General features: G+C 62.9%; 19 protein-coding genes, 1 other RNA gene and 1 pseudogene. 15 read left to right on the forward strand and 6 right to left on the reverse strand.

The window, feature by feature from the left end; genetic code table 11:
- Positions 1–72: 72 nt before the first annotated feature.
- A complete protein-coding gene (locus NKH91_RS09395) occupies positions 73–1,245 on the reverse strand; it encodes a lytic murein transglycosylase (protein WP_352844531.1) in 1,173 nt (390 codons plus the stop codon).
- An 80-nt stretch (positions 1,246–1,325) separates the two neighbouring features.
- Complete coding sequence (locus tag NKH91_RS09400) at positions 1,326–2,123, reverse strand: glycoside hydrolase family 25 protein (RefSeq protein ID WP_352481550.1); 798 nt, start codon at positions 2,121–2,123, stop codon at positions 1,326–1,328.
- Positions 2,124–2,441: 318 nt separating this feature from the next.
- On the opposite strand from NKH91_RS09400, the gene NKH91_RS09405 reads away from it, so the two are divergent.
- The gene (locus NKH91_RS09405; protein WP_352844530.1) at positions 2,442–3,821 is read left to right on the forward strand and encodes a serine hydrolase domain-containing protein; all 1,380 of its coding nucleotides are present in this window, start codon (positions 2,442–2,444) and stop codon (positions 3,819–3,821) included.
- 211 nt (positions 3,822–4,032) lie between these two features.
- Here the strand turns inward: NKH91_RS09405 and NKH91_RS09410 are convergent, their stop codons facing one another.
- From NKH91_RS09410 to NKH91_RS09420, 3 genes are all read right to left on the reverse strand, one after another.
- On the reverse strand, positions 4,033–4,698 hold the full coding sequence (locus tag NKH91_RS09410; protein ID WP_352844529.1) for a class I SAM-dependent methyltransferase: 666 nt from the start codon (positions 4,696–4,698) through the stop codon (positions 4,033–4,035).
- Positions 4,695–5,942, reverse strand: coding sequence for a BtaA family protein (locus tag NKH91_RS09415; RefSeq protein ID WP_352844528.1), 1,248 nt, complete (start codon positions 5,940–5,942; stop codon positions 4,695–4,697). The genes NKH91_RS09410 and NKH91_RS09415 overlap by 4 nt, the downstream gene beginning before the upstream one ends.
- 81 nt (positions 5,943–6,023) lie before the next feature.
- Positions 6,024–9,890 (reverse strand): hydantoinase B/oxoprolinase family protein, encoded by a 3,867-nt coding sequence (locus NKH91_RS09420; protein WP_352844527.1) that lies wholly within the window; start codon positions 9,888–9,890, stop codon positions 6,024–6,026.
- 172 nt (positions 9,891–10,062) lie between these two features.
- Here NKH91_RS09420 and NKH91_RS09425 point away from each other — a divergent pair, with 172 nt between their 5' ends.
- From NKH91_RS09425 to NKH91_RS09455, 7 genes and pseudogenes are all read left to right on the forward strand, one after another.
- Positions 10,063–10,269, forward strand: a complete 207-nt coding sequence (locus NKH91_RS09425) for a hypothetical protein (RefSeq protein ID WP_023721215.1) — start codon at positions 10,063–10,065, stop codon at positions 10,267–10,269.
- 319 nt (positions 10,270–10,588) lie between these two features.
- The gene (locus NKH91_RS09430; RefSeq protein WP_023721214.1) at positions 10,589–11,308 is read left to right on the forward strand and encodes a J domain-containing protein; all 720 of its coding nucleotides are present in this window, start codon (positions 10,589–10,591) and stop codon (positions 11,306–11,308) included.
- Positions 11,305–12,072, forward strand: a complete 768-nt coding sequence (locus NKH91_RS09435) for an N-acetylmuramoyl-L-alanine amidase (protein WP_352844526.1) — start codon at positions 11,305–11,307, stop codon at positions 12,070–12,072. The genes NKH91_RS09430 and NKH91_RS09435 overlap by 4 nt, the downstream gene beginning before the upstream one ends.
- A 185-nt stretch (positions 12,073–12,257) precedes the next feature.
- Complete coding sequence (locus tag NKH91_RS09440; RefSeq protein ID WP_352844525.1) at positions 12,258–13,007, forward strand: lytic transglycosylase domain-containing protein; 750 nt, start codon at positions 12,258–12,260, stop codon at positions 13,005–13,007.
- A 59-nt stretch (positions 13,008–13,066) separates the two neighbouring features.
- Positions 13,067–13,465: RNase P RNA component class A (gene rnpB, locus NKH91_RS09445), an RNA gene on the forward strand.
- A gap of 151 nt (positions 13,466–13,616) precedes the next feature.
- Positions 13,617–13,901: a type II toxin-antitoxin system ParD family antitoxin gene (locus NKH91_RS09450; RefSeq protein ID WP_352481543.1), complete on the forward strand. Its 285-nt coding sequence runs from the start codon at positions 13,617–13,619 to the stop codon at positions 13,899–13,901.
- A pseudogene (locus tag NKH91_RS09455) lies at positions 13,898–14,190 on the forward strand (type II toxin-antitoxin system RelE/ParE family toxin). Before NKH91_RS09450 ends, NKH91_RS09455 begins: the two are co-directional and overlap by 4 nt.
- A 9-nt stretch (positions 14,191–14,199) precedes the next feature.
- Here the strand turns inward: NKH91_RS09455 and NKH91_RS09460 are convergent.
- On the reverse strand, positions 14,200–15,315 hold the full coding sequence (locus NKH91_RS09460; protein WP_352495118.1) for a cystathionine gamma-lyase: 1,116 nt from the start codon (positions 15,313–15,315) through the stop codon (positions 14,200–14,202).
- Positions 15,316–15,721: 406 nt separating this feature from the next.
- On the opposite strand from NKH91_RS09460, the gene mraZ reads away from it, so the two are divergent.
- The 7 genes from mraZ to mraY are packed head-to-tail and all read left to right on the forward strand — an operon-like array spanning position 15,722 to position 23,378.
- Positions 15,722–16,180 (forward strand): division/cell wall cluster transcriptional repressor MraZ, encoded by a 459-nt coding sequence (gene mraZ / locus NKH91_RS09465; RefSeq protein WP_352481541.1) that lies wholly within the window; start codon positions 15,722–15,724, stop codon positions 16,178–16,180.
- On the forward strand, positions 16,177–17,208 hold the full coding sequence (gene rsmH / locus NKH91_RS09470; RefSeq protein ID WP_352884650.1) for a 16S rRNA (cytosine(1402)-N(4))-methyltransferase RsmH: 1,032 nt from the start codon (positions 16,177–16,179) through the stop codon (positions 17,206–17,208). Before mraZ ends, rsmH begins: the two co-directional genes overlap by 4 nt.
- Positions 17,209–17,212: 4 nt before the next feature.
- Entirely contained in the window at positions 17,213–17,590 is a 378-nt protein-coding gene (ftsL, locus tag NKH91_RS09475; RefSeq protein ID WP_023676771.1) for a cell division protein FtsL, read from the forward strand.
- 14 nt (positions 17,591–17,604) lie between these two features.
- Positions 17,605–19,332 carry a peptidoglycan D,D-transpeptidase FtsI family protein gene (locus NKH91_RS09480; RefSeq protein ID WP_352481539.1) on the forward strand — a complete coding sequence of 576 codons (1,728 nt, stop codon included), beginning with the start codon at positions 17,605–17,607 and terminating at the stop codon, positions 19,330–19,332.
- A gap of 54 nt (positions 19,333–19,386) precedes the next feature.
- The gene (locus NKH91_RS09485; RefSeq protein WP_023721206.1) at positions 19,387–20,841 is read left to right on the forward strand and encodes a UDP-N-acetylmuramoyl-L-alanyl-D-glutamate--2,6-diaminopimelate ligase; all 1,455 of its coding nucleotides are present in this window, start codon (positions 19,387–19,389) and stop codon (positions 20,839–20,841) included.
- Positions 20,838–22,271, forward strand: coding sequence for a UDP-N-acetylmuramoylalanyl-D-glutamyl-2,6-diaminopimelate--D-alanyl-D-alanine ligase (locus NKH91_RS09490; protein ID WP_352844522.1), 1,434 nt, complete (start codon positions 20,838–20,840; stop codon positions 22,269–22,271). The genes NKH91_RS09485 and NKH91_RS09490 overlap by 4 nt, the downstream gene beginning before the upstream one ends.
- 24 nt (positions 22,272–22,295) lie before the next feature.
- Positions 22,296–23,378 (forward strand): phospho-N-acetylmuramoyl-pentapeptide-transferase, encoded by a 1,083-nt coding sequence (gene mraY / locus NKH91_RS09495; RefSeq protein WP_023721204.1) that lies wholly within the window; start codon positions 22,296–22,298, stop codon positions 23,376–23,378.
- Positions 23,379–23,381 lie beyond the last annotated feature (3 nt).

The raw sequence follows: 23,381 nt of genomic DNA on the forward strand, positions 1-23,381 counted from the left end.
GTGAATAGTAGTAGCTCTGGTGTTCAGTGCGGCTCCGGTGCTATTCTTTTCACCATTCACCATTCACCGCCCTCACAGCCTCGCCAGCAGCTCGAGCGTCGGCCAGCCGTCGACCGGCAGGCCCAGCCGCATCTGCTCCTTGCGGATCGCTTCGCGGGTGTTGGTGCCTAGAATGCCGTCGACGGTGCCGACGTCATAGCCTTTCGCCTCGAGCTTGGTCTGTAGCGCCTTCATCTGGTCGCCGTTGAGGCCGGGGTCGGGGTTGCGCGGATCGAATCGCGGCGCGCCCCCCAGCCGGGCGGCAAGATTTGCCGCGGTCAGGGCATAGGTGAAGGATTGGTTCCACTCGAGATAGACGTCGAAATTGTCGTAGGTCAGGAAGGCTGGCCCCTTGCGACCCATGGGCAGCGCCAGGCCGGCCTTCAGGCCGTTGTCGAGAAGCGGCGTACCGTCGGGCCTGGTAACGCCCCACTGGGTCCATTGCATCAACGGCAGCTTGTTGGTGCGTCCCGTCTGCTCCCACGGCAAATCGTCGGGCACACGGACTTCCTCGATCCAGGGCTGGTCGCGCTTCCAGCCGCGCGACTGGATCTTGCTGGCCGTGCTCATGATCACATCAGGCGCGCTTCCGCGCAGGTCGACCAGGCCATTGCCGTCGCCGTCCACGCCGTGGCCGAGATAGTCGGAAGGCAACATCTGCGTCTGGCCGATCTCGCCGGCCCAGGCACCGGTCACGTCGGCCGGCACCACGCCGCGATCGATCAGCATCAGCAGCGGCACGATCTGCGGCCGGAACAACCGCGGGCGGCGGCAGTCATGCGAGAGGCTGACCAGTGCGTTCAGTGTATGAAAATCGCCTTGCACGGCGCCAAAATCGGTTTCCAGGGCCCAGAAAGCGGCGATGACGGGCGCCTGGACGCCGAATTCGCGATCGGCGCGGGCAAAGATCTCGGCATATTTTTGCAGATTGGCCGCACCTTGCTTCAGCCGGTGGGACGAGATCATGCGGTTCGAGAATTCGATGAAGGTCTGGGTGAAGACGCCCTGGGCGCGGTCGCGTGCCAGCGCCTTCTCATCGAGGGTGGCGTTTTCCAGCGCATCAAGGCCGGCAGCGCCGACGCCGGCCGCCCTGGCCTCCGCCGCCACGCCCTGCTTCCATGCCTCGAAATCGCCGCCGCATTGCTGTGCCGCGGCCGGCACGGCGGTCAGGAGCAGCGCCGCGAGAATTCCAAAGCGCGATCGCATCGCCATCCTTCCGAGAAGATTACCAGCGGTTGCGGGTATTCGTCATTGGCTGTGTCGAAAAGCAGGCGGCAGGCCTGGTGTCAACGGGTGTTCTGCCGCAACCACTTCTTCCAGGCGGCTTCGGAGCCGTTGAAGACGTTGATGTCGGCGTTTCCGGCCATGCCCGGCACGACGCCCGTTCCGGTATACTGCCAGAAGGTGAATGGATGGCTGCCGTATTTCTGGCGCGGGTGCCCGGCGACGGAGCGCAGCCAGTAGGGGTAGCCCCGGAAACCCGATAGACCATTGTCTTCGAAGAAGTCGACCGACGTGTAGATGATCGGCTTCTTGCCGTAGTGTTTTTCGACGATTTTGAGGAATGTGCTCATCTCGCTGCGTACCGTGGCGGAATCTGGCCGCAGCTTGCAGGTCGGCGATTTCGGGTTCCATTCCATGTCGAGAACGGGCGGCATCGCCGAACTGTCTTTGGGCACGTTCTGGATGAACCAGCGCGCCTGGGTAGCGGCCGGCGTGCAAAAGTAGAAGAAATGATAGGCGGCACGGGGGATACCCGAGGCCTTCGTGCGGCTCCAATGCTCGTTGAAAGCTTCATCGAACCGGTCTCCGCCTTCGGTAGCCTTGATAAAGGCAAAGGAGATGCCGCTGGCCCTGGCCGCCGGCCAGTCGATCGATGTCTGGTATTTGGAGACGTCGGTGCCGTGGACGGCGTAGCTCCACGGTGCGCCGCTATCCCATTCATGCGGGTCGGAATCGGCAAAACGGGGCGCGCGTACCGCAACCGTCGGGGCGCTGGACGACGACAGCGATGGCGTCAGATCATCGACCGTCGAGCAGGCACCAAGCAGCATCAGCGTGATGAGGACCGCGAAACGGCGCATCGCTACTTCCCGAGCCGGTTTCAGCCGGCCGCTGATGGGTCTTTCCGCGGGTGGCCCCTCGACCGGGCGCGACGCGTTTGAAACTGACTTACGCGAAGCGCCTGGATCTTCGTTTCATGCATTCCCAAACCGTTGCGCAGTTTGGGACACATGCATGCAAGCCCAGCCGGACGATCACCCCACAGAATCGCCCAGTCCCTCGTGATCGCCGATCATGGTTGATATTCGGTTGACGGCGCTCGACAAGAGCCGCGATTTTGCCGAAACAATGGCGGCAAATCGATGACATAGATCGCGCTCGGGGGGAATTCGAAAAAAATGCAGATCCTTCTGAAGTTCGTCAAATGGCAGCTGGGCCTGGCTGTGCTGGCCGCTGCGATGCTCGCCGGCTGGCTGTATTTCGCGCCGCCGGAACTGATCCGCGTCGGTTCCGGCTATTCGGCCAAGATCGTCTGTTCGAATGTCTTCATCGCAGGGCGAGACGCCGACGACGTGCTCGCCGTCGATGTGCAGGCGCCGGGCCATCCGCTGCTGAAGCTGATGAGAGTGTCGGTGGACAAGGAGAAGGGAACGGTTTCGGCGGGCCTGTTCGGCGGGCTCGGCAAGAGTGTCGCGGTCGCCCGCGACGGGCTCGGCTGCGCCTCGGTTCCCGACAGCGATATTGCCGCCGCCAAGGCTGTCGCGGGAGTTGCACCGACGCCGGCGCCGCTGCCCGATGCGATCTGGCCGGAGGGCGACAAGGCCGATGCCTCGCAGGATCCCGAGGTCACGGCAATCCTCGACGATCCGGCATTGACCGGTGCTGGCATGCGGGCGGTGGTGGTGGTCAAGAACGGCCGCATCGTCGCAGAGCGCTATGGCGACGGCTTTTCCGAAAAGACCCCGCTACTGGGCTGGTCAATGACCAAGACGGTGAATGCGGCGATCGTCGGCACGCTGACGAAGGACGGCAAGCTGGCGATCACCAACCAGGGCCTGTTTCGACCCTGGCAAGCAGATGGCCGTGCCGTGATCAGCCTCGCCGACATGATGGCAATGTCGAGCGGACTGGAATTTAACGAGGATTATGGCGACGTCACCGATGTGACGCGCATGCTCTATCTCGAACCGGACATGGCGGGCTTTGCCGGATCCAAGCCGCTGACCGGCGAGGTCGGCAAGGTGTTTTCCTATTCGAGCGGCACGGCGGTGATGCTGTCCCGATTGTGGCAGGACGCGATCGGCGACAAGGACAAGGCGCTGGCGTGGCCGAGGACCGCGCTGTTCGATCCGCTCGGCATGCAGAGCGCGGTGCTAGAGGCCGACGAGCACGGCACCTTCGTCGGGTCGTCCTATCTCTATGCCACGGCACGCGACTGGGCGCGCTTCGGCCAGTTCCTGCTGCAGGGCGGTGTCTGGAACGGCAAGGAGATCCTGCCTGCCGGTTTCGTCGGCTGGATGCGGGAACCGGCAACTGCCTCGAAGGTCTACGGCAAGGGGCAATTATGGATCGAAGGGCCCGGCGACGAGGAAAACCCCGGCGCCGGCATTGCCGCCGGCCTGCCCAAGGACACCTACTGGATGGAGGGGCATGATGGGCAAACGGCTGCCATCATCACCTCTGAGCAGCTGGTTGTGGTGCGGCTCGGGCTGACGCCGGCCAGGCTCGGCTACCGGCCGCAGGTAATGGTGGCGGCGCTGGTCAAGGCGCTGCATTAGGCTGTATCGATATTCAGGTGATACCGGCCTGCAAACGGCGGTTTCCTGCGCTTCCGGCCTTCGCCGGCCAAAGCACTCATGAGCGGTCGTGGCAGTTAAGGCTACGGCCGGCGTAGGCCGGTGCTCACGTACCCAAAAGTACGCCCCGCGCCGGTTCTCGGAGCCCACCCCGTTTTCGACTCGGCCTGACCTGAATCTCAACACACCCTGGCTATCGACCTAGGCCGATCACAGCGAGCCACGCATAGCCGCGGTAAAGCGCTTGGAAACGGAAGCTTGCACCGGTTCTTGCAGATTCCGAATCCAGAACCGCGCGCAGCGATTGACGTGGCTCGACATGGAATTTTTTCAGCCAGCCGCGCAGCAGCGTGCGGAACCAGCGGGGCAGGGCCTCCTGCTGGCCGAAATCGACGATATGCAGCGAGCCGCCAGATGACAGGGCAGCAAGAGCCGCGGATACCGTCTTCTCCCAGCCGGGGATCATCGACAGCGAATACGAGACAAAGACGCGGTCGAAATTTTCGACGCCGAACAGCGCCTTTGCGTCGAAATCCGTCGCATCGCCGCGCGCCAGCGTGACGCGGCCGGAGAGGCCTTCGCGGGCAAGGGCGGCGGTGGCCGTCTCCAGCATCTCGGCCGAAATATCGAGGCCGAAGAAGCGCGCGCCGGGATAGCGGCGGGCGGCAAGGATGATGTTGCGGCCGGTGCCGCAGCCGAGCTCGAGCACGGTGCCGCCGGCCGGCACATCCAGGCCGGCGATAAGCCGGTCGCGGCCGAGCAAATAATATTTGCGTGTCAGGTCGTAGATATGACGCTGCCAGCGGTAGACGCCGTCCATCAGCTCGGCATGGCTGGCAGGCAATTCGGTCGCGCTCATGCGCCCTGCTTCAAGTAGAGATGAAAGCCGCCATAGATGGCCGAGCGGTCGCGGGCCGAAAACTCGCGCGAGGCGTCGTTCTCGTAACGCCACTGGTCGAGCAGCGAATTCGAGACGCGGCCGGACAGCAGGCTGGGTTCCGCTGCGGTGCGGAAGATGACGCGGGCGCCGGCGGAGGCGGTTCGGGTGATCTCGGCCCACAACCCGTTGAGCTGGTCGTCCGTCATCCAGTCCTGTGCGTCGAGCAGCACGAAGCGGTCGACCGAACCGGCATCCTTGCCGGCAAGGAACTCGATCAGATTGGCATGGTGGATTGCCACGCGATCGACATTGTTGCGGATCGTCTTGTAGTTGCGCTTTTCGAGATAGGCGGGCAGGGCGGCCTCGCCGGGATTGGGATAGCGGCGGGCAAAAGCCTGCCAGGCGAAATAGTTGGTCTTCAGCGGAAAATCGCAGGCGAGCTTTTCCAGCCGCGCCTTGAGCACGCTGGCCATGGTGCCGTCACCCGAGGTGATCAGCGAATCGTACTGGGCCGGCGGAATGCCGAGGCCGAACAGCGAAGCTTTTCGCGAAGTCGCCCATTTCAGCAGCGGTTTTTCGAAGACCGGCGCCAGCTCTTCGTCGAAGAAGCGGCGCTGATCGGCGATGCTCTTGGCGTCCATGATGTCGGCCGGGTCGACGCCGAAGAATTTTGCGGTGCGATGGCCCATGGCGATGAACAGGCCAAGCAGGCCGGTCTGGTAGAAATTGCGGTCGAAGACAGCGATGCGGCGACGGCCGCGCCAGCTGCGGCGCTCCCAATAATGGCGGCTGACCGGGTCGAGATGCGGTGCGATGAAGCGGTCGTAGGCCTGCGAATTGTGCCCGGTCTCAGCCGCGCCGAAGAAACGGAACAGGTCGCCCTGCGACGGCAGGTGACGGACGGCTTCGAGCTTCATACGGTTCAGCGCGATGTGGGCGGTGTTGAGGTCGACGGCATCGATCCTTTCCGGCGACCGGGTGAGATAGGCGAGGATGTTGCAGCCGCCCGAGGCAATGGTGACGATGCGGTGACCCTTGCCGAGCTGCATCGCGTCCATGTCGATTTCGGGGTCTTCCCAGATCTGCGGGTAGACAAGGCCGGAGAACAGGAACGCGAACAAGCGCTCGGAGATGCCGGCTTTCGACAGCGGGCGGTTCTGGTAGACGGCTTTGCCAACTTCCTTGCCGCGGCGAAAAACCAGTTCTCCAGAAATGTCCGTCATGGCAAGGCGATTCCCGTTTGCTTTGCCGCAAGCGGGTAGCGCAGGGTCATGACAGGCCGGTGACAGCCTGTTGACGCGAGTTCAGGCCTTGCCAAATCCACCAGGCGTCGGCGTCGTCACGATGACTGCCTCGCCGGCGTCGAGGATGGTCTGATCGCAGGCCTTCAGGACCTCGACGCGGCCATCCTTGCGCCGGACCTTGGTCGAGCCGGCCTCGCCATCGCCGCCTCCGTCCAGTCCCTGCGGCGGGCGGTTGCGATGCGAGGACAGGATCGCGCATTCCATCTTTTCAAGAAAGCGGATGGTGCGCTTGGTGCCGTCGCCGGCGCTCCATTTGCCTTTGCCGCCGGAACCTTCGCGGATATGAAAGTCCTCGAGCAATACCGGGAAACGCAGTTCCAGCACTTCCGGGTCGGTCAGGCGCGAATTGGTCATATGGGTGTGGACGCCGGAGGTGCCGTCAAAGCCGCGACCGTTGTTCATGCGGCCGGCCGGCGAACCGGAGCAGATCGTCTCATAATACTGGTACTGCTTGTTGCCGAAGGTGAGATTATTCATCGTGCCTTGCGCATTGGCCATTGCCCTCATCGCGCCGAACAGCGCGTTGGTGACGTGCTGCGAGGTCTCGACATTACCGGCGACGACTGCCGCGGGATAGGCGGGCTTCAGCATCGAGCCGTCGGGAATGATGATGTTGATCGGCCGGAGACATCCGGCATTCATCGGGATGTTGTCTTCGACCATGACGCGGAAGGCATAAAGCACCGCGGCACGGGCGACCGGCTCTGGCGCGTTGAAATTGTTCTTCATCACTGGCGACGTGCCGGTGAAGTCGACGGTCGCTTCGCGCTTGTGCCGGTCGACCGATATCTTCACCTTGATCATTTGGCCGGTGTCGGTCGGATATTCGTATTCGGAACTGTCGGGCAGCCGCTCCAGTACGCGACGCACGCTTTCGGCGGCATTGTCCTGGACATGGCCCATATAGGCTTCGACGACGCCAAGGCCGAAATGCGCGACCATCTTGCGCAGCTCGGCGACGCCCTTTTCGTTCGCGGCGATCTGCGCCTTGAGGTCGGCGATGTTCTGGTGCGGATTGCGCGCCGGGTAGGGGTGGTCGGTCAGCAGCGCCTCCAGGTCCTTCTCGCGGAACCTGCCGCGATCGACGATGCGGAAATTGTCAAACAGCACACCTTCCTCATCGACGGTAGTGGCAAGCGGCGTCATCGAGCCGGGCGCGGTGCCGCCGATGTCGGCATGGTGGCCACGCGAGGCTACGTAGAAGAGGATCTCCTCCCCCCTCGAGGGGGAGGTGGCGGCGAAGCCGCCGGAGGGGGTCGTTGCGGCAGTGCTCGACGCATTTGTGGTGCCTTCTGAGAGGACCCCACCCGGCCGCTTCGCGGCCACCCTCCCCTCGAGGGGGAGGGAAAACACCGGTGTCACCACGGTGATATCAGGCAGATGCGTGCCGCCATTGTAAGGGGCGTTCAGGGCAAAGACGTCGCCGGGGTGAATGTCGCCGGAATTGAGCCGGATGATGGTCTCCACCGAGCGGTCCATCGAGCCGAGATGCACCGGCATATGCGGCGCGTTGGCGACCAGCGCGCCATTCCGGTCGAAAACGGCACAGGAGAAGTCGAGCCGCTCCTTGATATTGACCGAATAGGCGGTGTTCTGCAGCGTTACGCCCATCTGCTCGGCGATCGACATGAACAGATTGTTGAAGACCTCCAGCATCACCGGATCGGCTTCGGTGCCGAGTGCGGCCTGCCGGTGCTTCTTCTCGATGCGGCGCATCAGTACATGGTCCTTGGCGGTGATCTCGGCCTGCCAGCCGGGCTCGACGACGATGGTCTGGTTCGGCTCGATGATCAAAGCGGGGCCGGCGATCTTGTTACCGGGCTTCAGCGTTTCGCGAGGGAAGATGCCAGCGTCGCGCCAGATGCCGTCGACGAAAATTTTCCGCGTCCCGGAAGGACTTGCGGCCTTGTGTTCAAGAAATGAATCGCTTTCGTCGCGGCCGGTGCTGCCGGTATCGGTACCTTCGACGCCGACCGATTCGACGATCATCGGCTTGTCGTCATAGACGAAGCCGAACTGCGCCTTGTGCGCCAGTTCGAAGTCCGCCTTGGCCTGCGCAATCGAGCCGTGCCCAAAGTTCACAGGCAGCGCGGTATCGGTGCCGTCATAGCGGATCTGCAGCACCGGCTTCGAGGCGACCGCGTCTTCGGTGATGCCTTGCGCGGCGAGTTCGTCGATGACGGCTTTGCGCAGCGTTGCGATGAGCTCGTTGATCGCCGGCCCGGAATCGTCCGCCAGCGGCTTCAGCAGCGCCTGCTGGCGTGACGCAAACACCGAGGACAGGCCGATGCCGTATGCCGAGAGCAGGCCGGAAAAGGGATGGATCAGCACAGCCTCCATGCCGAGCGCATCGGCGACGAGGCAAGCGTGCTGGCCGCCGGCGCCGCCGAAACAATTCAGCAGGTATTCGGTGACGTCGTAGCCGCGCTGCACCGAAATCTTCTTGATGGCATTGGCCATGTTTTCGACGGCGATGGTGACGAACCCTTCGGCAACGGCTTCCGGCGAGCGGCCGTCGCCGATTTCGGCGGCAAGTGCGGTGAACGTCTCGCGAACTGTCCGCACGTCGAGCGGTTCGTCCTGGCCCGGCCCAAAAATGGCCGGAAAGAAGTCGGGCTGCAGCTTTCCCAGCATGACATTGGCGTCGGTGACCGCAAGCGGACCGCCGCGCCGGTAGGCGGCCGGGCCGGGATTGGCGCCGGCCGAATCCGGCCCGGCGCGAAAGCGGCCGGCCTCATAGTGCAGGATCGAGCCGCCGCCGGCGGCGACGGTGTGGATGCGCATCATCGGCGCGCGGATGCGCACGCCGGCGACCTCGGTGTCGAAGGCGCGCTCGTAGTCGCCATCATAGTGGGCGACATCGGTGGAGGTGCCGCCCATGTCGAAGCCGATGACTTTGCCGAAACCGGCGAGTTTTGCCGTCTCGACCATGCCGACGACGCCGCCGGCCGGGCCGGACAACAGCGCATCCTTGCCCTGGAACATGTCGGCGGCGGTGAGGCCGCCCGACGACATCATGAACATAAGGCGGGGGGATTGGCCAATCTCCCCCGTTGTGGGGGAGATGCCCGGCAGGGCAGAGGGGGGCGTGACAGACTGAGATGTTGGCGGGACAGCGCCCCCCTCTGTCGGCTTCGCCGACATCTCCCCCACCAGGGGGGAGATTGGCGCGGCACCCAGTTCCGCCGCAACCCTTTGCACATACCTTGCCAGGATCGGCGACAGATACGCGTCGACCACCGTGGTGTCGCCGCGGCCGACCAGCTTGATCAGCGGCGAGACCTCGTGGCTGACCGAGACCTGCGAGAATCCGAGCTTTCGACAGACTTTGGCGACCGCCTTTTCGTGATCGGGATGTTTCCAGGCATGCATGAAGACGATCGCGACCGCATCGATACCGTCAGCCTTGGCCTGTTCGATGGCAGGACGCACGTCGGCGATGTCGAGCAGGCGTTCGACACGACCGTCGGCGCGCACGCGTTCGTCGATCTCGACGACGCGCTCGTAGAGCTGTTCGGGAAGGATGATCTGCTTGGCAAAGATATCGGGCCTGGCCTGGTAGGCAATCCTCAGCGCATCGCGGAAGCCCTTGGTGATGAGCAGCAGCACGCGGTCGCCCTTGCGCTCGAGAAGCGCATTGGTGGCGACCGTGGTGCCCATTTTGACGTCGCCGATCAGCGCGGAAGGGATTGGGGTGCCGGGCTGGACGCCGAGCAGTTCGCGAATGCCCTGGATGGCAGCGTCGGCATAGGCTTCGGGATTTTCCGAAAGGAGTTTCCTGGGATGCAGCCCGCCTTCCGGGTCCCGGCCGATGATGTCGGTGAAGGTACCGCCGCGGTCGATCCAGAAATCCCATCTTGCGGTCATGGCAGCGCCTCCGGCATTTTCACTTTACGCATCCTGTTAGTGCTCAACGCTTTGTACGGCCAAGCGCTTGATGTTACACGCGGAAACGCAACGTTACGAAACTCATCATGACCTGATGCATTGTGTTCTCGATCGTCGCCGGTAACGGTGGCGTGATTAGAGGAGAGATATCATGAAGAAACTCATTCTTGCGTCGGTCTCGGCGCTTGCCTTGCTTGGCGTTGCGGCCTGCAGCGATAGCGGCACCGACAACACTACGACGCAGAGCACTAACCCGCCGGCATCCGACCAGACGATGAAGCCGGCTGCTCCTGACGCTAACAAACCGGCCGAGCCGGCCCCGGCCCCCGCTCCTGCGCCGGCTGCCCCTGCGCAGTAATTGATGTGACAACCAAGAGAGGCCGGCCTCACACGCCGGCCTTTCTGCTGCTTACGATACCCGCGCCTTGCGGCCGAGTGCGCCGACGCAGGTAACCGCAACGCGAAAAGTACGCCTCGCCCCTTACTTGCGCCGAAACGACGACCCAAGGCGCCAATCGCCAGGCTCGCCGTTTGCGCGGCGAGGCTGCCGTCTGCGGATTTTCCATGGGTGAGCGCTAGCGCCAGCCGCCTCAGGCATTCCGCCAAATCGATTGGGCCAGCCCCTGCGGCACTGTCTTGGCTTGATAGCGATGGGCGGTTGGCCCTATGAAACCCTCATGTCGATTTGGGACCGCCTCGGCGACTTCGTCACACGCGTTTCATCTTCAGCGTCGTCAGGCGTCGCCGAAGTGGTCGAAGCCGTGCGCACGGTTTTCTCCGGCGATGCCGATCTGCGCCGGCGCGTCGCCTTCTCGGTGGCGATGATCGCGCTGTCGGCCAAGATGGCCAAGGCAGACGGCATCGTCACCCAAGACGAGGTGCGCGCCTTCCAGGAAATATTCGAGGTGCCGAAGGAACAGAGGCGCAATGTGGCGCGGCTCTACGATTTGGCCAAACGCGACATTGCCGGTTTCGAAACCTATGCCGAGCGGATGGCGCAGCTTTGCGGTTCGGGCCATTCGAATTGCCTGATGCTGGAGGACATACTCGACGGGCTGTTCCACATCGCCAAGGCCGACGGGCTGGTGCATGAGCGCGAGCGCCAATTCCTGCATCGCATCGCCGAGATCTTCCGCATCGATGAGGCGCACTACCAGAGCATCCTGGCGCGGCATGTCGATCTGGGCGCCGCCGATCCTTATGTTGTGCTCGGCATCGAGCGTGGGAAGCCGTTCGAGGAGGTCCGCAGGCGCTACCGCAAGTTGGTCTCCGACAATCATCCGGACCGGCTGATCGCACGCGGCCTGCCGCAGGAATTCATCAAGATCGCGACGACCAGGCTGGCGGCGATCAACGCGGCCTATGAGATGATCGAGCGAGGCCTGCGGCACGCATGAGCGGCTTTCCGCCCGACGAGCCGAGCGCCGAGGTTAGGGTATCGCCGAATTTCGGACCGCGGCGCGGCACGCTTAGACCCGATATGATCGTGCTGCACTACACCGGCATGGCGACCGGCGCCGGCGCCGAGGCATGGTTGTGCGATCCGGCAAGCGAGGTCTCGTCGCACTATCTGGTCCATGAGGACGGCCGCATTGTTCAGATGGTAAGGGAAAGCGATCGCGCCTGGCATGCCGGCAAGAGCTCGTGGTTCGGACAGAGCGACATCAACTCCTGTTCGATCGGCATCGAGATCGTCAATCCGGGGCATACTCTCGGCTATCGCAATTTTCCAAAACCGCAGATCGACGCGGTGATCGGCCTGTGCGTCGGCATTGTCGAGCGCCATTCCATTCTGGCGCAGCGGGTGCTCGCCCATTCCGACGTGGCACCGGGGCGCAAGGTCGATCCGGGCGAGAAATTTCCATGGAAAGCCTTGTTTGCCGCCGGTGTCGGCCATGTTGTGCCGGCAGCACCGATCCGGCGCGGCGCCGTACTGAAGCCAGATGATACCGGCGCCGAGGTCGAGGCGCTGCAGTCGATGCTGTCGCTCTATGGTTATGGCGTCGAGATCACCGGCGCTTTCGACCGGCAGACCGAAATCGTGGTCGAGGCATTTCAGCGGCATTTCCGGCAGCGCCTGGTCGACGGCATGGCTGACGGATCGACGATCCGCACGCTGGAAAGGCTGCTCGCTTCCGCAAGGATAGCCTCTCTCAAATAATCTTTTCCCAGATTAAAAGTTACAATCTGTTACCTAAAGTGAATTGCGCCGCCTTCTTTGGCGCCAATTCCGTCGTCAAAGGCGATCCGTACAGATTGTCGGACCTCTACCCCCCCAGATGTTCCGATGTTGATTGAGGGTATCTGCGCGAAGTTCTTTGTGCAGATCAAACAGAACAGGATCACATGCAGAAATTGACCGTTTTAACGGCAGCCATTGCTGCCGGCGTAATGACTTTTGCCTTCAGCGCGGCGAACAGCGCGCCGCTGAGCCAGCGGGCCGATCAAGGCTTCAGTGCCGCAGCCGGCAAAACCGCCATGCCGAAAGCCACCCGTGGTACAAAAATAGAGAAGACCACCACCGCAAAAGTGGAAAAAGCGGCCGCGGTAAGGACGAAAAAGCCAGTCTCCGCGAAAAGGCCAACCGCTGCGAGAAAGACAATCGCCAAACAGCATGTGAAGCGTAACCGCAAACGTATCGACCACATGGCAACGGCGTCAGTCGCTCCGAAGAGCAGGCCAGCGCCCCAGGCGGCGGTTGTCGGCGGCAGCGGACAGTATTCGGCGATCATTGCGCGATATGCCGCCAGCTACGGCGTGCCGGTATCGCTCGCCAATGCCGTCATCAAGATCGAGAGCAACTACCAGCCGAACCAGGTCGGCAGCGCCGGCGAGATCGGCCTGATGCAGATCAAGCCGGCGACGGCAAGAATGATGGGCTATAGCGGTTCGGTTCAGGGTCTCTACGATCCCGATACCAACATCAAATACGGCATGAAGTACCTTGCCATGGCGCGGGATCTCGGCGGCGGCACGACCTGCGGCACGATCCTGAAATACAATGCCGGCCACGGCGCCACACGGATGAACCCGGTGTCCGCAGCCTATTGCGGCAAGGTCAAGGTGCAACTGGCAGCACTTGGAGCGCCCGCCTGACAAGCGATAGCTTGCTTTTTCGTTTGCGTTTTCGGGCCTGAACCCCTTTATACGCCTTGCCAGCTGGCCGGGCGGCCGCACCCGCGAAGCCGAAAGGCTGCGGGTGAGGAAAGTCCGGGCTCCATGGAGACACGGTGCCGGTTAATGGCCGGCGGGGGCGACCCCAGGGAAAGTGCCACAGAAAGCAAACCGCCACGATCTAATCGTGGCAAGGGTGAAAGGGTGGGGTAAGAGCCCACCGCGCGACTGGCAACAGGAGCGGCACGGTAAACCCCACCGGGAGCAAGACCGAATAGGGGCGGTGCGAGGGGAAACCCTCGAGGGCTGTTTCCGGCTCACCGTCCGGGTAGGTTGCGTGAGGCGCATGGCAACATGCGCCCAAGATGAATGGCCGCCACGTTCTCGCCCCGTAAGGGGCGAGGGCCATACAGAACCCGGCTTACAGGCCAGCTGGCAGTTTCCCCGATAAAAGGAAATCTCCTGATATCAGCAGGTTACGTCTTCGGGCGCAGCCGTTGATTCACTTTTCGACCCGCAATCGAGCGCGACATTCCTTGAAAATGGTGCGATTAAATCGTACCAGTTGATGACGATATTCAGGAGCGCGTCATGGGACAGGTCGATAAACGCAGCATCACGCTGTCGCCGGAGTTGGCCGCGGCAGTCGACGACGTGGTCGCCGCCGGCGAATATGCCTCGGCGAGCGAGGTGATCCGCGACGCACTGAGGCAATGGAAGGACAGGCGCGACCTGCTCGGCTACACGGTCGAGGAATTGCGCAAGATGGCGCAGGAAGGGATCGACAGCGGACCGGCGCTGGACGGGCCGCCAATCATGGAACGGCTGCGCGCCAAATATCTGAAAATGGCCGAGGCCAAAGGCCTTGAGGAGTGAAATATCGCCTGCTTCCTCAGGCATTGATCGACCTCGAAGCCATCGTCGACTACATTGCCGAACAGAATCCAAATGCGGCGGTTCGCCTCGTGGATCTCTTGCAAAGGCGGTGGATTTGCTGACCCTGCATCCCTTCTCAGGTGCACCGCGCGAAGACATTGCGCCCGGCATCCGTCACCTGATCGTCGGCGAATACCTCACTTTGTATCGTGTCCGCGAAGAGGCGATCGAAATCGTTCGCGTTCTCCACGGCCGGCGCAAGATCGACGCCGGCGATCTGAATTCGTAGTCGCGCTGCTCAGGTGCCGATGCGGTCTAGCGACGTCTCGATCGCCTGCCAAAGCTCTTCCACCGGCTCGCAGCCGATCGACAAGCGAACGAAGCCGGGCGGAACGGCATCTCCCCTTTTTGATCGCCGTTCGGCCGAAGTGTGTACGCCGCCGAACGATGTCGCTGCCTGCATCAACGCGCAGTTGTTGATGAAATCCTCGGCCTTGTCCTCCGAGGCGAGCACGAACGAGATGAGAAATCCGAAGCGCTCCATCTGGGCGCGGGCAAGATTGTGTGATGGGTCGCTCTCCAGTCCCGGAAAGCGCAAGCCGCTGATTGCGCGATGGTCTTTCAGCCGTCGCGCTATCATTTCGGCCGAAGCGCACATGCGGTCGAAGCGCACGTCCAGCGTTTCGAGGCCGCGATGTACCAGCCATGCCTCGAACGGCCCGGGGATGGCGCCCGACGTCTCGCGCCAGTCGGTCACCCTCGAGATAATATCTGCGTTGCGGCTGGCGACATGGCCGAACAGCACATCGGAATGGCCGTTCGGCGCCTTGGTGTCGGCAGCAATGACGATATCGGCGCCGAGATCGAGCGGGCGCTGGCCGAAAGGCGTCATCGTCGTGTTGTCGACCACAAGCATCGCACCCGCTTTGTGCACGGCTTCGGCGACGGCTGCGATGTCGCATATGTCCAGTCCTGGATTGGCGGGCGTTTCGACGAAGGCAAGCCGGTATCCGTCAAAGCCGCCGTCGAGGAAGCTCGATGTCGGCCGGACGTCGTACGCGACGCCGAAGGACTTCAGGAAACGGTCTGCCAGCGCTCTCGTCGTATGGTAGCCGTCGGACGGCAGCAGGATACGGTCGCCGGCTTTGAGCAGGCCGAAAAACACCGCCGAGATGGCAGCCATTCCCGAGGGAAAGGCGACGCATGGGGCGTCTTCCAGATGCGCCAGCATGTGCTCGACTGCATCCCAGGTCGGATTGCTGAAGCGGCCATATTGATCGTAGCCGGTGGCGTCACCCGGCGCGTGGAAAATGGCGGCCATGGTCAAGGGCAAGGGAATTGGGTCGCCCTTGGCCAGCCCGGCGCGACGCAGATGAGGAAGTGCCGCGGCGCGCGACTTGGCTGTTTCAGACATGGCTTCAAACCTCGTTACTGACCGGAAAAGGAGATGCCGAGGCTATGCGCGGCAACGATCCGCAGCAAGCCGCGTCCGGTTGGACCACACGGCTCTAAACCCTTCGTTAGGCTTAATGGAGGATAAAGACCGGAGTGCCGTCAAAGCTGCTCTCCCCAGCCGTGGCAGGCGCGTTTTGAAGACTGTTCCCGTTGACGCCCATAACACCCCATGATATCCCATTCCGATACTCAAGCCTTCGTTCCGTGTCAGGGTGAAGCGTACGCCAATCGGGCAGCCGCGGCGGCTGCGCGTTTGCCTGCGTTCGCCCGTCATAATGAAGTGGGTTTTGGACGGCGACCGGGCCGGGGCGGCGCGGACAGGAAGATGCAGAGGGGTGCGGCGGCGCAAGCGGCCGTAAGGCGTAATGGACCGGTTTCTGTCGAACGCGGTGAACAGGATCGATGCGAAGGGACGGGTGTCCGTGCCGGCGCATTTCCGTGCCGTTGTGCAGAAACGCGGCTATTCGGAACTTTATGCGCTACGCTGCCTGGATCGCCCGGCGATGGATGTCGGTGGGCTCGACCTGCTCGATCGCTACGAGCAGCGCATCGCGCAGGAAGACCCGTTCCTGCAGGCGGCGGACGACATGTCGTTCTTCTGCCATGGCGATGGAACGTTTCTGAAGCTCGACCAGGACGGCCGTATCACGATGAGCGATTTCATTCGCGAGCATACCGGCATTTCAGCGGAAGTGGCCTTCGTTGGCCGCGGCAATTTCTTTCAGATCTGGGAGCCGGGACGGCTCAGCGCCTATGGGACGGAAGCTCGCGCCCGGCTTTTGCAGCTTCGGCAGGGGACGAAGCCCGGGGAGCGGCCGGAATGATGGCGGGCGACGGCGATGAAGTTCATGCCGTTGGCGGACCAGCCCGTCACATTCCGGTCCTCCTTGCCGAAGTTCTGGAGGCGCTGGCGCCGACAAAAGGCGAGGTGCTCGTCGACGGCACGTTCGGTGCTGGCGGCTACACGAAGGCCATTCTGGCAAGCGGAGCCTCGGTCGTCGCCATCGACCGCGATCCGGATGCGATCGCGGCGGGGCGGACCCTTGAACAGCAGTCCGGCGGCAGGCTCAGGCTTGTCCAGGCACCGTTCTCAACGCTCGACGAGCAGGTTGAAAGTGCCGATGGCGTCGTGCTCGACATCGGCATCTCCTCCATGCAGATCGACCAGCCGGAGCGCGGCTTTTCATTCCGCGCCGATGGACCGCTCGACATGCGCATGGCGCAGGCGGGCCTGAGCGCCGCCGACGTCGTCAACACTTTCAAGGTGGGCGATCTTGCCCGCATCTTCGGTTTTCTCGGCGAAGAACGCCATGCTGGGCGCATCGCCCGTATGATCGAGAGCCGTCGCGAAAAACGCCCCTTTGAGCGCACGGTCGACCTTGCCGATGCCATCGAGACGCATATCGGCCGCGCGCCGAAAGACAAGATCCATCCAGCCACTCGGGTTTTCCAGGCGCTGCGCATCTTCGTCAACGACGAGCTCGGCGAGCTGGCAAAGGCGCTGTTTGCCGCCGAGCGCGTGCTGAAACCGGGCGGGCGGCTTGCCGTGGTGACCTTCCATTCGTTGGAGGACCGCATGGTCAAGCGCTTTATCGCCGACAGAGCTGATTCAGCGACCGGATCGCGGCACCTGCCCGAGGCGCAGGCGCGCACCGCCACCTTCACCAAGAAGGGCAGCGGCGTGACGCCTGGCGATGCCGAGATTTCGGCCAATCCGCGGGCGCGCTCGGCAAGGCTGCGCGCTGCGATCCGTACAGAGGTGCCGGCGCGCGCTGGTGATTTTTCGATTTTCGGCCTGCCAAAACTGCCTGGCCCAAAGCTTCCCGGTGCCGATCGACCGGGAGAGAGGTGAACACGTGTTTCGTACCAGCGACATAGTCCTGATCGCCGTCATGGTTTCGGCGGCTGCCTTGACCTACAAGACCAAGCGCGAGGCCGAGGAGCAACTGGCGGCAGTGCACAAGATCCAGGCGCAGATCCGTTATGAAGAGGACACGATCGACCTGCTCAAGGCGGACTGGAGCCTGCTTACCCAGCCGTCGCGCCTGCAGAAGCTCACCGAAATCTACAAATCGCAACTCGGACTCGAGCCGGTCAATGCGCGCCAGATCGTCGGGCTGGACGATCTGCCGGCCAAACCCGTCAACATCGAGGACCTTTCATCGCAGCGGCTGGGCGGCATGGCTGATATTGGCGGCAAGGATCCGGTGGTGACCGGAGGCATCGTCCAATGATCACCGGATTTCCAATGGCCGCCAGATTTCCACAGGTTGGCAGGCTGCTGAAGCGCGGTTCGAAGCCCGGCGCGGGCGGATCGATCGTGGTCGAAGGTGCCCGCAAGGCAACCGGTGGCAAGGGCAGGACCCGCATTGTCATGACGATGGCGGTGTTCTTCGGTATCTATTCGACCATTGCCGGGCGGCTGGTCTATCTGGGTTTCCAGAACCCCGACCTGTCGGGCGGGCCGCAGAGCCGGGTGACGGCATCGCGGCCCGACATCGTCGACCGTAACGGCGAAGTGCTGGCGACCGACATCAAGACCGCGTCGCTGTTTGCCGAACCGCGCCGCATCGTCGATGCCGACGAGGCGATCGAAAAGCTGTCGACGGTGCTTCCCGAGATCGACTACGAGCAGACATACAACAAGCTGAAGAGCGGCGCCGGCTTCGTCTGGCTGCAGCGGCAACTGACGCCGAAGCAGCAGGCCGATATCATGCAGCTCGGCATCCCCGGCTTCGGCTTCCGCACCGAAAAGCGCCGGTTCTATCCGGCCGGCGAAACCTCGTCCTACATTGTCGGCCTCACCAACATCGACAATCAGGGCATCTCCGGCATGGAGAAATACATCGACGAACAGGGCTTGAGCGATCTTCAGGCGTCGGGCCTGGCGGTGGCCAAGGATTTGAAGCCGGTCCAGCTCTCGATCGATCTGCGCGTCCAGCATATCGTACGTGACGAGGTCGCCACCGGCATGGAAAAGTACCATGCGATCGCGGCGGGTGCCGTCGTGCTCAACGTCAAGACCGGTGAGGTGCTGGCGATGGCGTCGGTTCCAGATTTCGATCCGAACAACCCCTATAACGCGCAGGACAAGGACCGGCTCAACCGTATGTCCGCCGGCCTGTACGAAATGGGGTCGACCTTCAAGAGCTTCACCACCGCCATGGCGCTCGATTCCGGCAAGATAACGCTGCAAAGCCGCTTCGACGCATCGCGCCCGATCAGGATCGGCCATCAGACCATCCATGATTTCCATGGCAAGGGCCGGGTGCTGTCGGTGCCGGAAGTGTTCATCTACTCATCCAATATCGGCTCTGCCAAGGAAGCCGAAGCGGTTGGCATTGACGGACACCGCGAATTCCTGCATCGCCTGGGAATCCTCGAGAAGATGCAGACCGAACTGCCGGAAGTCGCCCGGCCGACCGAGCCCAAGGTCTGGAAGCAGGTCAATTCGATTACCATCGCCTTCGGCCACGGCGTGTCGACGACCCCGCTGCAGACGGCGGTCGGCTGCGCCGCGCTGATGAATGGCGGCTATCTGATGGACCCGACCTTCCTGCCGCGCACCCAGGAGCAGGCGATGGCGGTGGCCAAGAAAGTGGTCAGCGACAAGACCGTCGAGGGCATGCGCTATCTCTATGCCCTCAATGCCGAAAAGGGATCCGGCCGCAATGCCCGGGTGCCAGGATACCGGGTGGGCGGCAAGACGGGAACGGCGGAGAAGGTCGTCAACGGCCGCTACTCGAAGGAAAAGAATTTCAACGCTTTCGTTGCGGCTTTCCCAATGGACGATCCGCAATACATAGTGCTTACGATCGCCGACGAACCGAAGCCGGAAAAGCCCGGCATGGGTGCCACGGCTGCCTCGAATGCGGGCATCATGGCTGCAAACATCATCCGACGTGCGGCTTCCATGCTTGGCGTGAAGCCAGATTTCAGCCATGAAAATGGTGCAACGCTGGTTTCCTATCAGTGATTCTTGGGGCGCGCCGGCAACTGCGCGCTATTTTGTTGCGATGAACGGGGTTCGATGAAGCTGAAAAATCTAGCCGGTATCCTGCCTGTCGAGGGGACAGCTTCCTTCGACATGGAGGTTACAGGGATTTCGTCGGACTCCCGCCAGGTAACACCGGGTGTTGTCTTTTTCGCGCTCACCGGCTCCAAGGCGGATGGCGCAGCCTATGCCGCCGATGCCGCGAGCCGCGGCGCTGCCGCGATTGTTGTCGGCAAGGGCAGTGCGGTCGCCGGGCTGCCAGTTCCGGTTCTTGTCGTAGACGATCCGCGCCTTGCGCTGGCGCTGAGTGCTGCCCGTATTTTCGGCAAGCAACCGCAAACCATGGTCGCGGTGACCGGCACCAGCGGCAAGACCTCCGTCGCCGCATTCACCCGACAGATATGGGAGCAGGCGGGTTTGGTCGCCGCTTCGATCGGCACGACCGGCGTGGTGGCGCCGGGCCGCAATGAATATGGCTCGCTGACCACGCCGGATCCGGTGGCACTGCACAGGCTGCTCAAGGAGTTGGCGGAGGCCGGCGTCACCCACGCCTCGATGGAAGCGTCCAGCCATGGCCTCGACCAGCGCCGGCTCGATGGCGTCAGGCTTGCGGCCGGCGGCTTCACCAATCTCGGCCGCGACCATATGGACTATCATCCGACGGTCGAGGACTATCATCGCGCCAAATTGCGTCTGTTCGATGCGCTGCTGCCGAAGGGCGCGCCGGCCGTCATCTTTGCCGACGACCCGTGGTCGGAGCCGACAATCAAGGCGGCGCGGGCAGCGGGACTGAACGTGCTGACGGTCGGCCGCCACGGCGATTTCCTGCGGCTGAAGCGGGTCGAGCACGAGCGCCACCGCCAACGCGCCGAGGTCGAAGTTGACGGCGTTCTCCATGAAGTCGACCTGCCGTTGGCGGGCGACTTCCAGATCGCCAATGCGCTGGTGTCGGCGGGCCTCGCCATTTCGACTGGAACATCTGTTGCCAAGGCGTTGATGGCGCTAGAGAAATTGAAGGGTGCGCCGGGGCGGCTCGACCTCGTTGGGACGGCCGCCAATGGCGCACCGGTCTATGTCGACTACGCGCACAAGCCGGACGCGCTGGAAAACGTGCTGGCTTCGGTGCGTCCCTTTACCACCGGCCGCGTCATCGTCGTATTCGGTTGCGGCGGCGACCGTGACCGGGGCAAGCGGCCGATCATGGGCGAGATCGCCACAAGGCTGGCCGATGTCGTCATCGTCACCGACGACAATCCCCGCTCGGAAGTTCCCGAGACGATCCGCGCCGCGATCCTGGAGGCCGCACCTGGCGCCATCGAGATCGGCGACCGGCGCAAGGCTATCCACGAGGCAGTCGGGATGCTTCACGCTGGCGACACGCTGATCGTGGCCGGCAAGGGCCATGAGGAAGGCCAGACCATCGGCACCGAGACGCTGCATTTTTCCGATCATGAGGAAGTTCGCTCGGCGCTCAGGGAGCAAGCGGCGTGAGCTATCTGTGGACCTCCGAGGCGCTGGTTGCCGCCATGGATGGCCGGCCGCTCGGTCCGATGCCTGAAGGCATCGCCGGCATTTCCATCGACAGCCGCAGCCTGCAGCCGGGAGACGCCTTCTTCGCCATCAAGGGCGAGGTGATGGACGGCCATGATTTCGTCACCGCCGCCATCAAGGCGGGCGCCGGCGTGCTTGTCGTCGCCGAGGGCAAGCTGCCGTCGCTGGGGCGGCTGACGGCACCGATGATCGTCGTGGAGGACGTGCTCGTCGCGCTGGAAAAGCTCGGCGTTGCGGCGCGCGCACGCTCGAAGGCGAGGGTGATTGCCGTGACCGGTTCGGCGGGCAAAACCACCACCAAGGAAGCACTGCGCCACGCTCTGTCCGCGGTCGGTACGGTGCATGCATCGGCTCAGTCGTTCAACAATCACTGGGGCGTGCCGCTGACACTGGCGCGCATGCCGCAGGATTGCGACTATGCCGTCTTCGAGATCGGCATGAACCATCCGGACGAGATCCGGCCCCTCGTCAAAATGGTCCGGCCGCATGTCGCCATCATTACGCTGATCGCGGCCGCTCATCTCGGCTTCTTCCGCAACCTGGACGAGATCGCCAAGGCCAAGGCAGAGGTTTTCGAGGGACTGGAGCCCGGTGGCGCCGCCCTTCTCAACCGCGACGACCAGCGCTGGAAGCTGCTGGAGAAGATGGCGAAAGAAGCGGGCGTCGAGCATGTCTACGGGTTCGGCGAGAATGCACGGGCGACCTTCAAACTGATCAAATGCGAGCTCAATGCCGATCACTCCGTGATAGCCGCCAAGATTGGCGGACACGAGATTGTCGCCAGGATCGGCGCGCCGGGCCGCCATATGGTGCAGAATGTGCTGGCCGTGCTGGGTGCCGCGCATCTGGTCGGCGCCGACGTCACCAGGGTTGCGCAGGCGCTGGCCGATCTTTCGCCCGAACGCGGACGCGGCAAACGCTATGTGTTGCGCCATCCCAAGGGGCCGATCACACTGATCGACGAGAGCTACAACGCCAATCCGGCGTCGATGACCGCTGCAATGGCACTGCTCAACACCACACCGGTGTCGGGCGAGGGCAGGCGCATTGCCGTGCTTGGCGACATGCTCGAGCTCGGCAGCCATTCGGCGAAATTGCATGCCGCGCTTGCCGACCTGATCGTCGGCACCGATACGCGCACGGTTTTCCTCGGCGGCCCGGAAATGCGGGCGCTGGCCGACGTGCTGCCGGGCGACATCAAGACGGAATACCGCGCCGGCGCGGAAGATCTGAAACCGGTGCTTCTGTCGGAATTGAAGCCCGGCGACGTGGTCATGATCAAATCGTCGAAGGGCATAGGCTTTTCAAAGCTGGTCGAGGCGTTGCTCGGCAAGTTTCCGGCGGAAGCCACAACCAGCAGACAGACCTAAGATCGGTCCGGGGGACGCAAGCGCATGCTAACACTGCTCGTCGAATTTGCGGACAAGATCTCGGTCTTCAACGTCTTCCGCTACATAACTTTCCGCACCGGCGGAGCGCTGATCACAGCGGCGCTGATCGTGTTCATCTTCGGACCGACCATCATCAATTCGCTGAGGCTGCGGCAAGGCAAGGGCCAGCCGATCCGCGCCGACGGGCCGCAGACGCATTTCAAGAAGGCGGGAACGCCGACAATGGGCGGACTGATGATCCTGTCCGGCATCGTCGGTTCGTCGCTGCTGTGGGCGAACCTGTCGAGCATCTACGTCTGGGTGGTGCTGCTGGTGACGCTGGGGTTCGGCTCGATCGGCTTCTACGACGATTATCTCAAGGTGACGAAGCAATCGCATCTCGGCTTTTCCGGCAAGGCGCGGCTCGGGCTCGAATTCGTCATTGCCGGCATCGCCGCCTGGGTGATCATGCATAACGGCCAGGTGCCGTTCTCGTCATCGTTGACATTCCCTTTCGCCAAGGAGTTTCTCGTCAATCTCGGCTGGTTTTTCATCCCGTTCTCGTGCTTCGTCATCGTCGGCGCCGGCAATGCGGTGAACCTGACCGACGGCCTCGACGGGCTGGCGATCGTGCCGATCATGATCGCGGCGGCGTCCTTCGGCGTCATCGCCTATCTCTCCGGCAATGCCGTGTTCGCTGAATATCTGCAGATCCATTTCGTTCCCGGCACCGGTGAGCTTGCCGTGGTCCTCGGAGCGGTGATCGGTGCCGGTCTCGGTTTCCTGTGGTTCAATGCGCCGCCGGCGGCAATCTTCATGGGCGATACCGGCTCGCTGGCGCTGGGTGGGCTGATCGGCACGGTCGCGGTGGCGACCAAGCACGAGATCGTGCTGGTCATCGTCGGCGGCCTGTTCGTCGTCGAGATATTCTCGGTCATCATCCAGGTCGGCTATTTCAAGATGACCGGCAAGCGCGTCTTTCTGATGGCGCCGATCCACCATCATTTCGAAAAGCTCGGCTGGACCGAAAGCCAGGTGGTGATCCGCTTCTGGATTATCGCCGTCATTCTGGCGCTGGTCGGGCTGTCGACCCTGAAGCTCAGATAGGAG

Source organism: Mesorhizobium sp. M0894, from assembly GCF_040319725.1.
Taxonomy (GTDB): Bacteria; Pseudomonadota; Alphaproteobacteria; order Rhizobiales; family Rhizobiaceae; genus Mesorhizobium.

Bases quoted from the DNA above. Each gene is read 5' to 3' on its own strand.
- rsmH (WP_352884650.1), top strand. From the start codon at position 16,177: ATGATGGCGGGCGACGGCGATGAAGTTCATGCCGTTGGCGGACCAGCC.
- NKH91_RS09420 (WP_352844527.1), bottom strand. From the start codon at position 9,890: ATGACCGCAAGATGGGATTTCTGGATCGACCGCGGCGGTACCTTCACC.
- mraZ (WP_352481541.1), top strand. From the start codon at position 15,722: ATGGACCGGTTTCTGTCGAACGCGGTGAACAGGATCGATGCGAAGGGA.
- NKH91_RS09460 (WP_352495118.1), bottom strand. From the start codon at position 15,315: ATGTCTGAAACAGCCAAGTCGCGCGCCGCGGCACTTCCTCATCTGCGT.
- NKH91_RS09440 (WP_352844525.1), top strand. From the start codon at position 12,258: ATGCAGAAATTGACCGTTTTAACGGCAGCCATTGCTGCCGGCGTAATG.
- NKH91_RS09430 (WP_023721214.1), top strand. From the start codon at position 10,589: ATGTCGATTTGGGACCGCCTCGGCGACTTCGTCACACGCGTTTCATCT.
- NKH91_RS09415 (WP_352844528.1), bottom strand. From the start codon at position 5,942: ATGACGGACATTTCTGGAGAACTGGTTTTTCGCCGCGGCAAGGAAGTT.
- NKH91_RS09435 (WP_352844526.1), top strand. From the start codon at position 11,305: ATGAGCGGCTTTCCGCCCGACGAGCCGAGCGCCGAGGTTAGGGTATCG.
- NKH91_RS09450 (WP_352481543.1), top strand. From the start codon at position 13,617: ATGGGACAGGTCGATAAACGCAGCATCACGCTGTCGCCGGAGTTGGCC.
- NKH91_RS09485 (WP_023721206.1), top strand. From the start codon at position 19,387: ATGAAGCTGAAAAATCTAGCCGGTATCCTGCCTGTCGAGGGGACAGCT.
- NKH91_RS09395 (WP_352844531.1), bottom strand. From the start codon at position 1,245: ATGCGATCGCGCTTTGGAATTCTCGCGGCGCTGCTCCTGACCGCCGTG.
- NKH91_RS09405 (WP_352844530.1), top strand. From the start codon at position 2,442: ATGCAGATCCTTCTGAAGTTCGTCAAATGGCAGCTGGGCCTGGCTGTG.
- mraY (WP_023721204.1), top strand. From the start codon at position 22,296: ATGCTAACACTGCTCGTCGAATTTGCGGACAAGATCTCGGTCTTCAAC.
- NKH91_RS09410 (WP_352844529.1), bottom strand. From the start codon at position 4,698: ATGAGCGCGACCGAATTGCCTGCCAGCCATGCCGAGCTGATGGACGGC.
- NKH91_RS09400 (WP_352481550.1), bottom strand. From the start codon at position 2,123: ATGCGCCGTTTCGCGGTCCTCATCACGCTGATGCTGCTTGGTGCCTGC.
- NKH91_RS09425 (WP_023721215.1), top strand. From the start codon at position 10,063: ATGAAGAAACTCATTCTTGCGTCGGTCTCGGCGCTTGCCTTGCTTGGC.
- NKH91_RS09480 (WP_352481539.1), top strand. From the start codon at position 17,605: ATGGCCGCCAGATTTCCACAGGTTGGCAGGCTGCTGAAGCGCGGTTCG.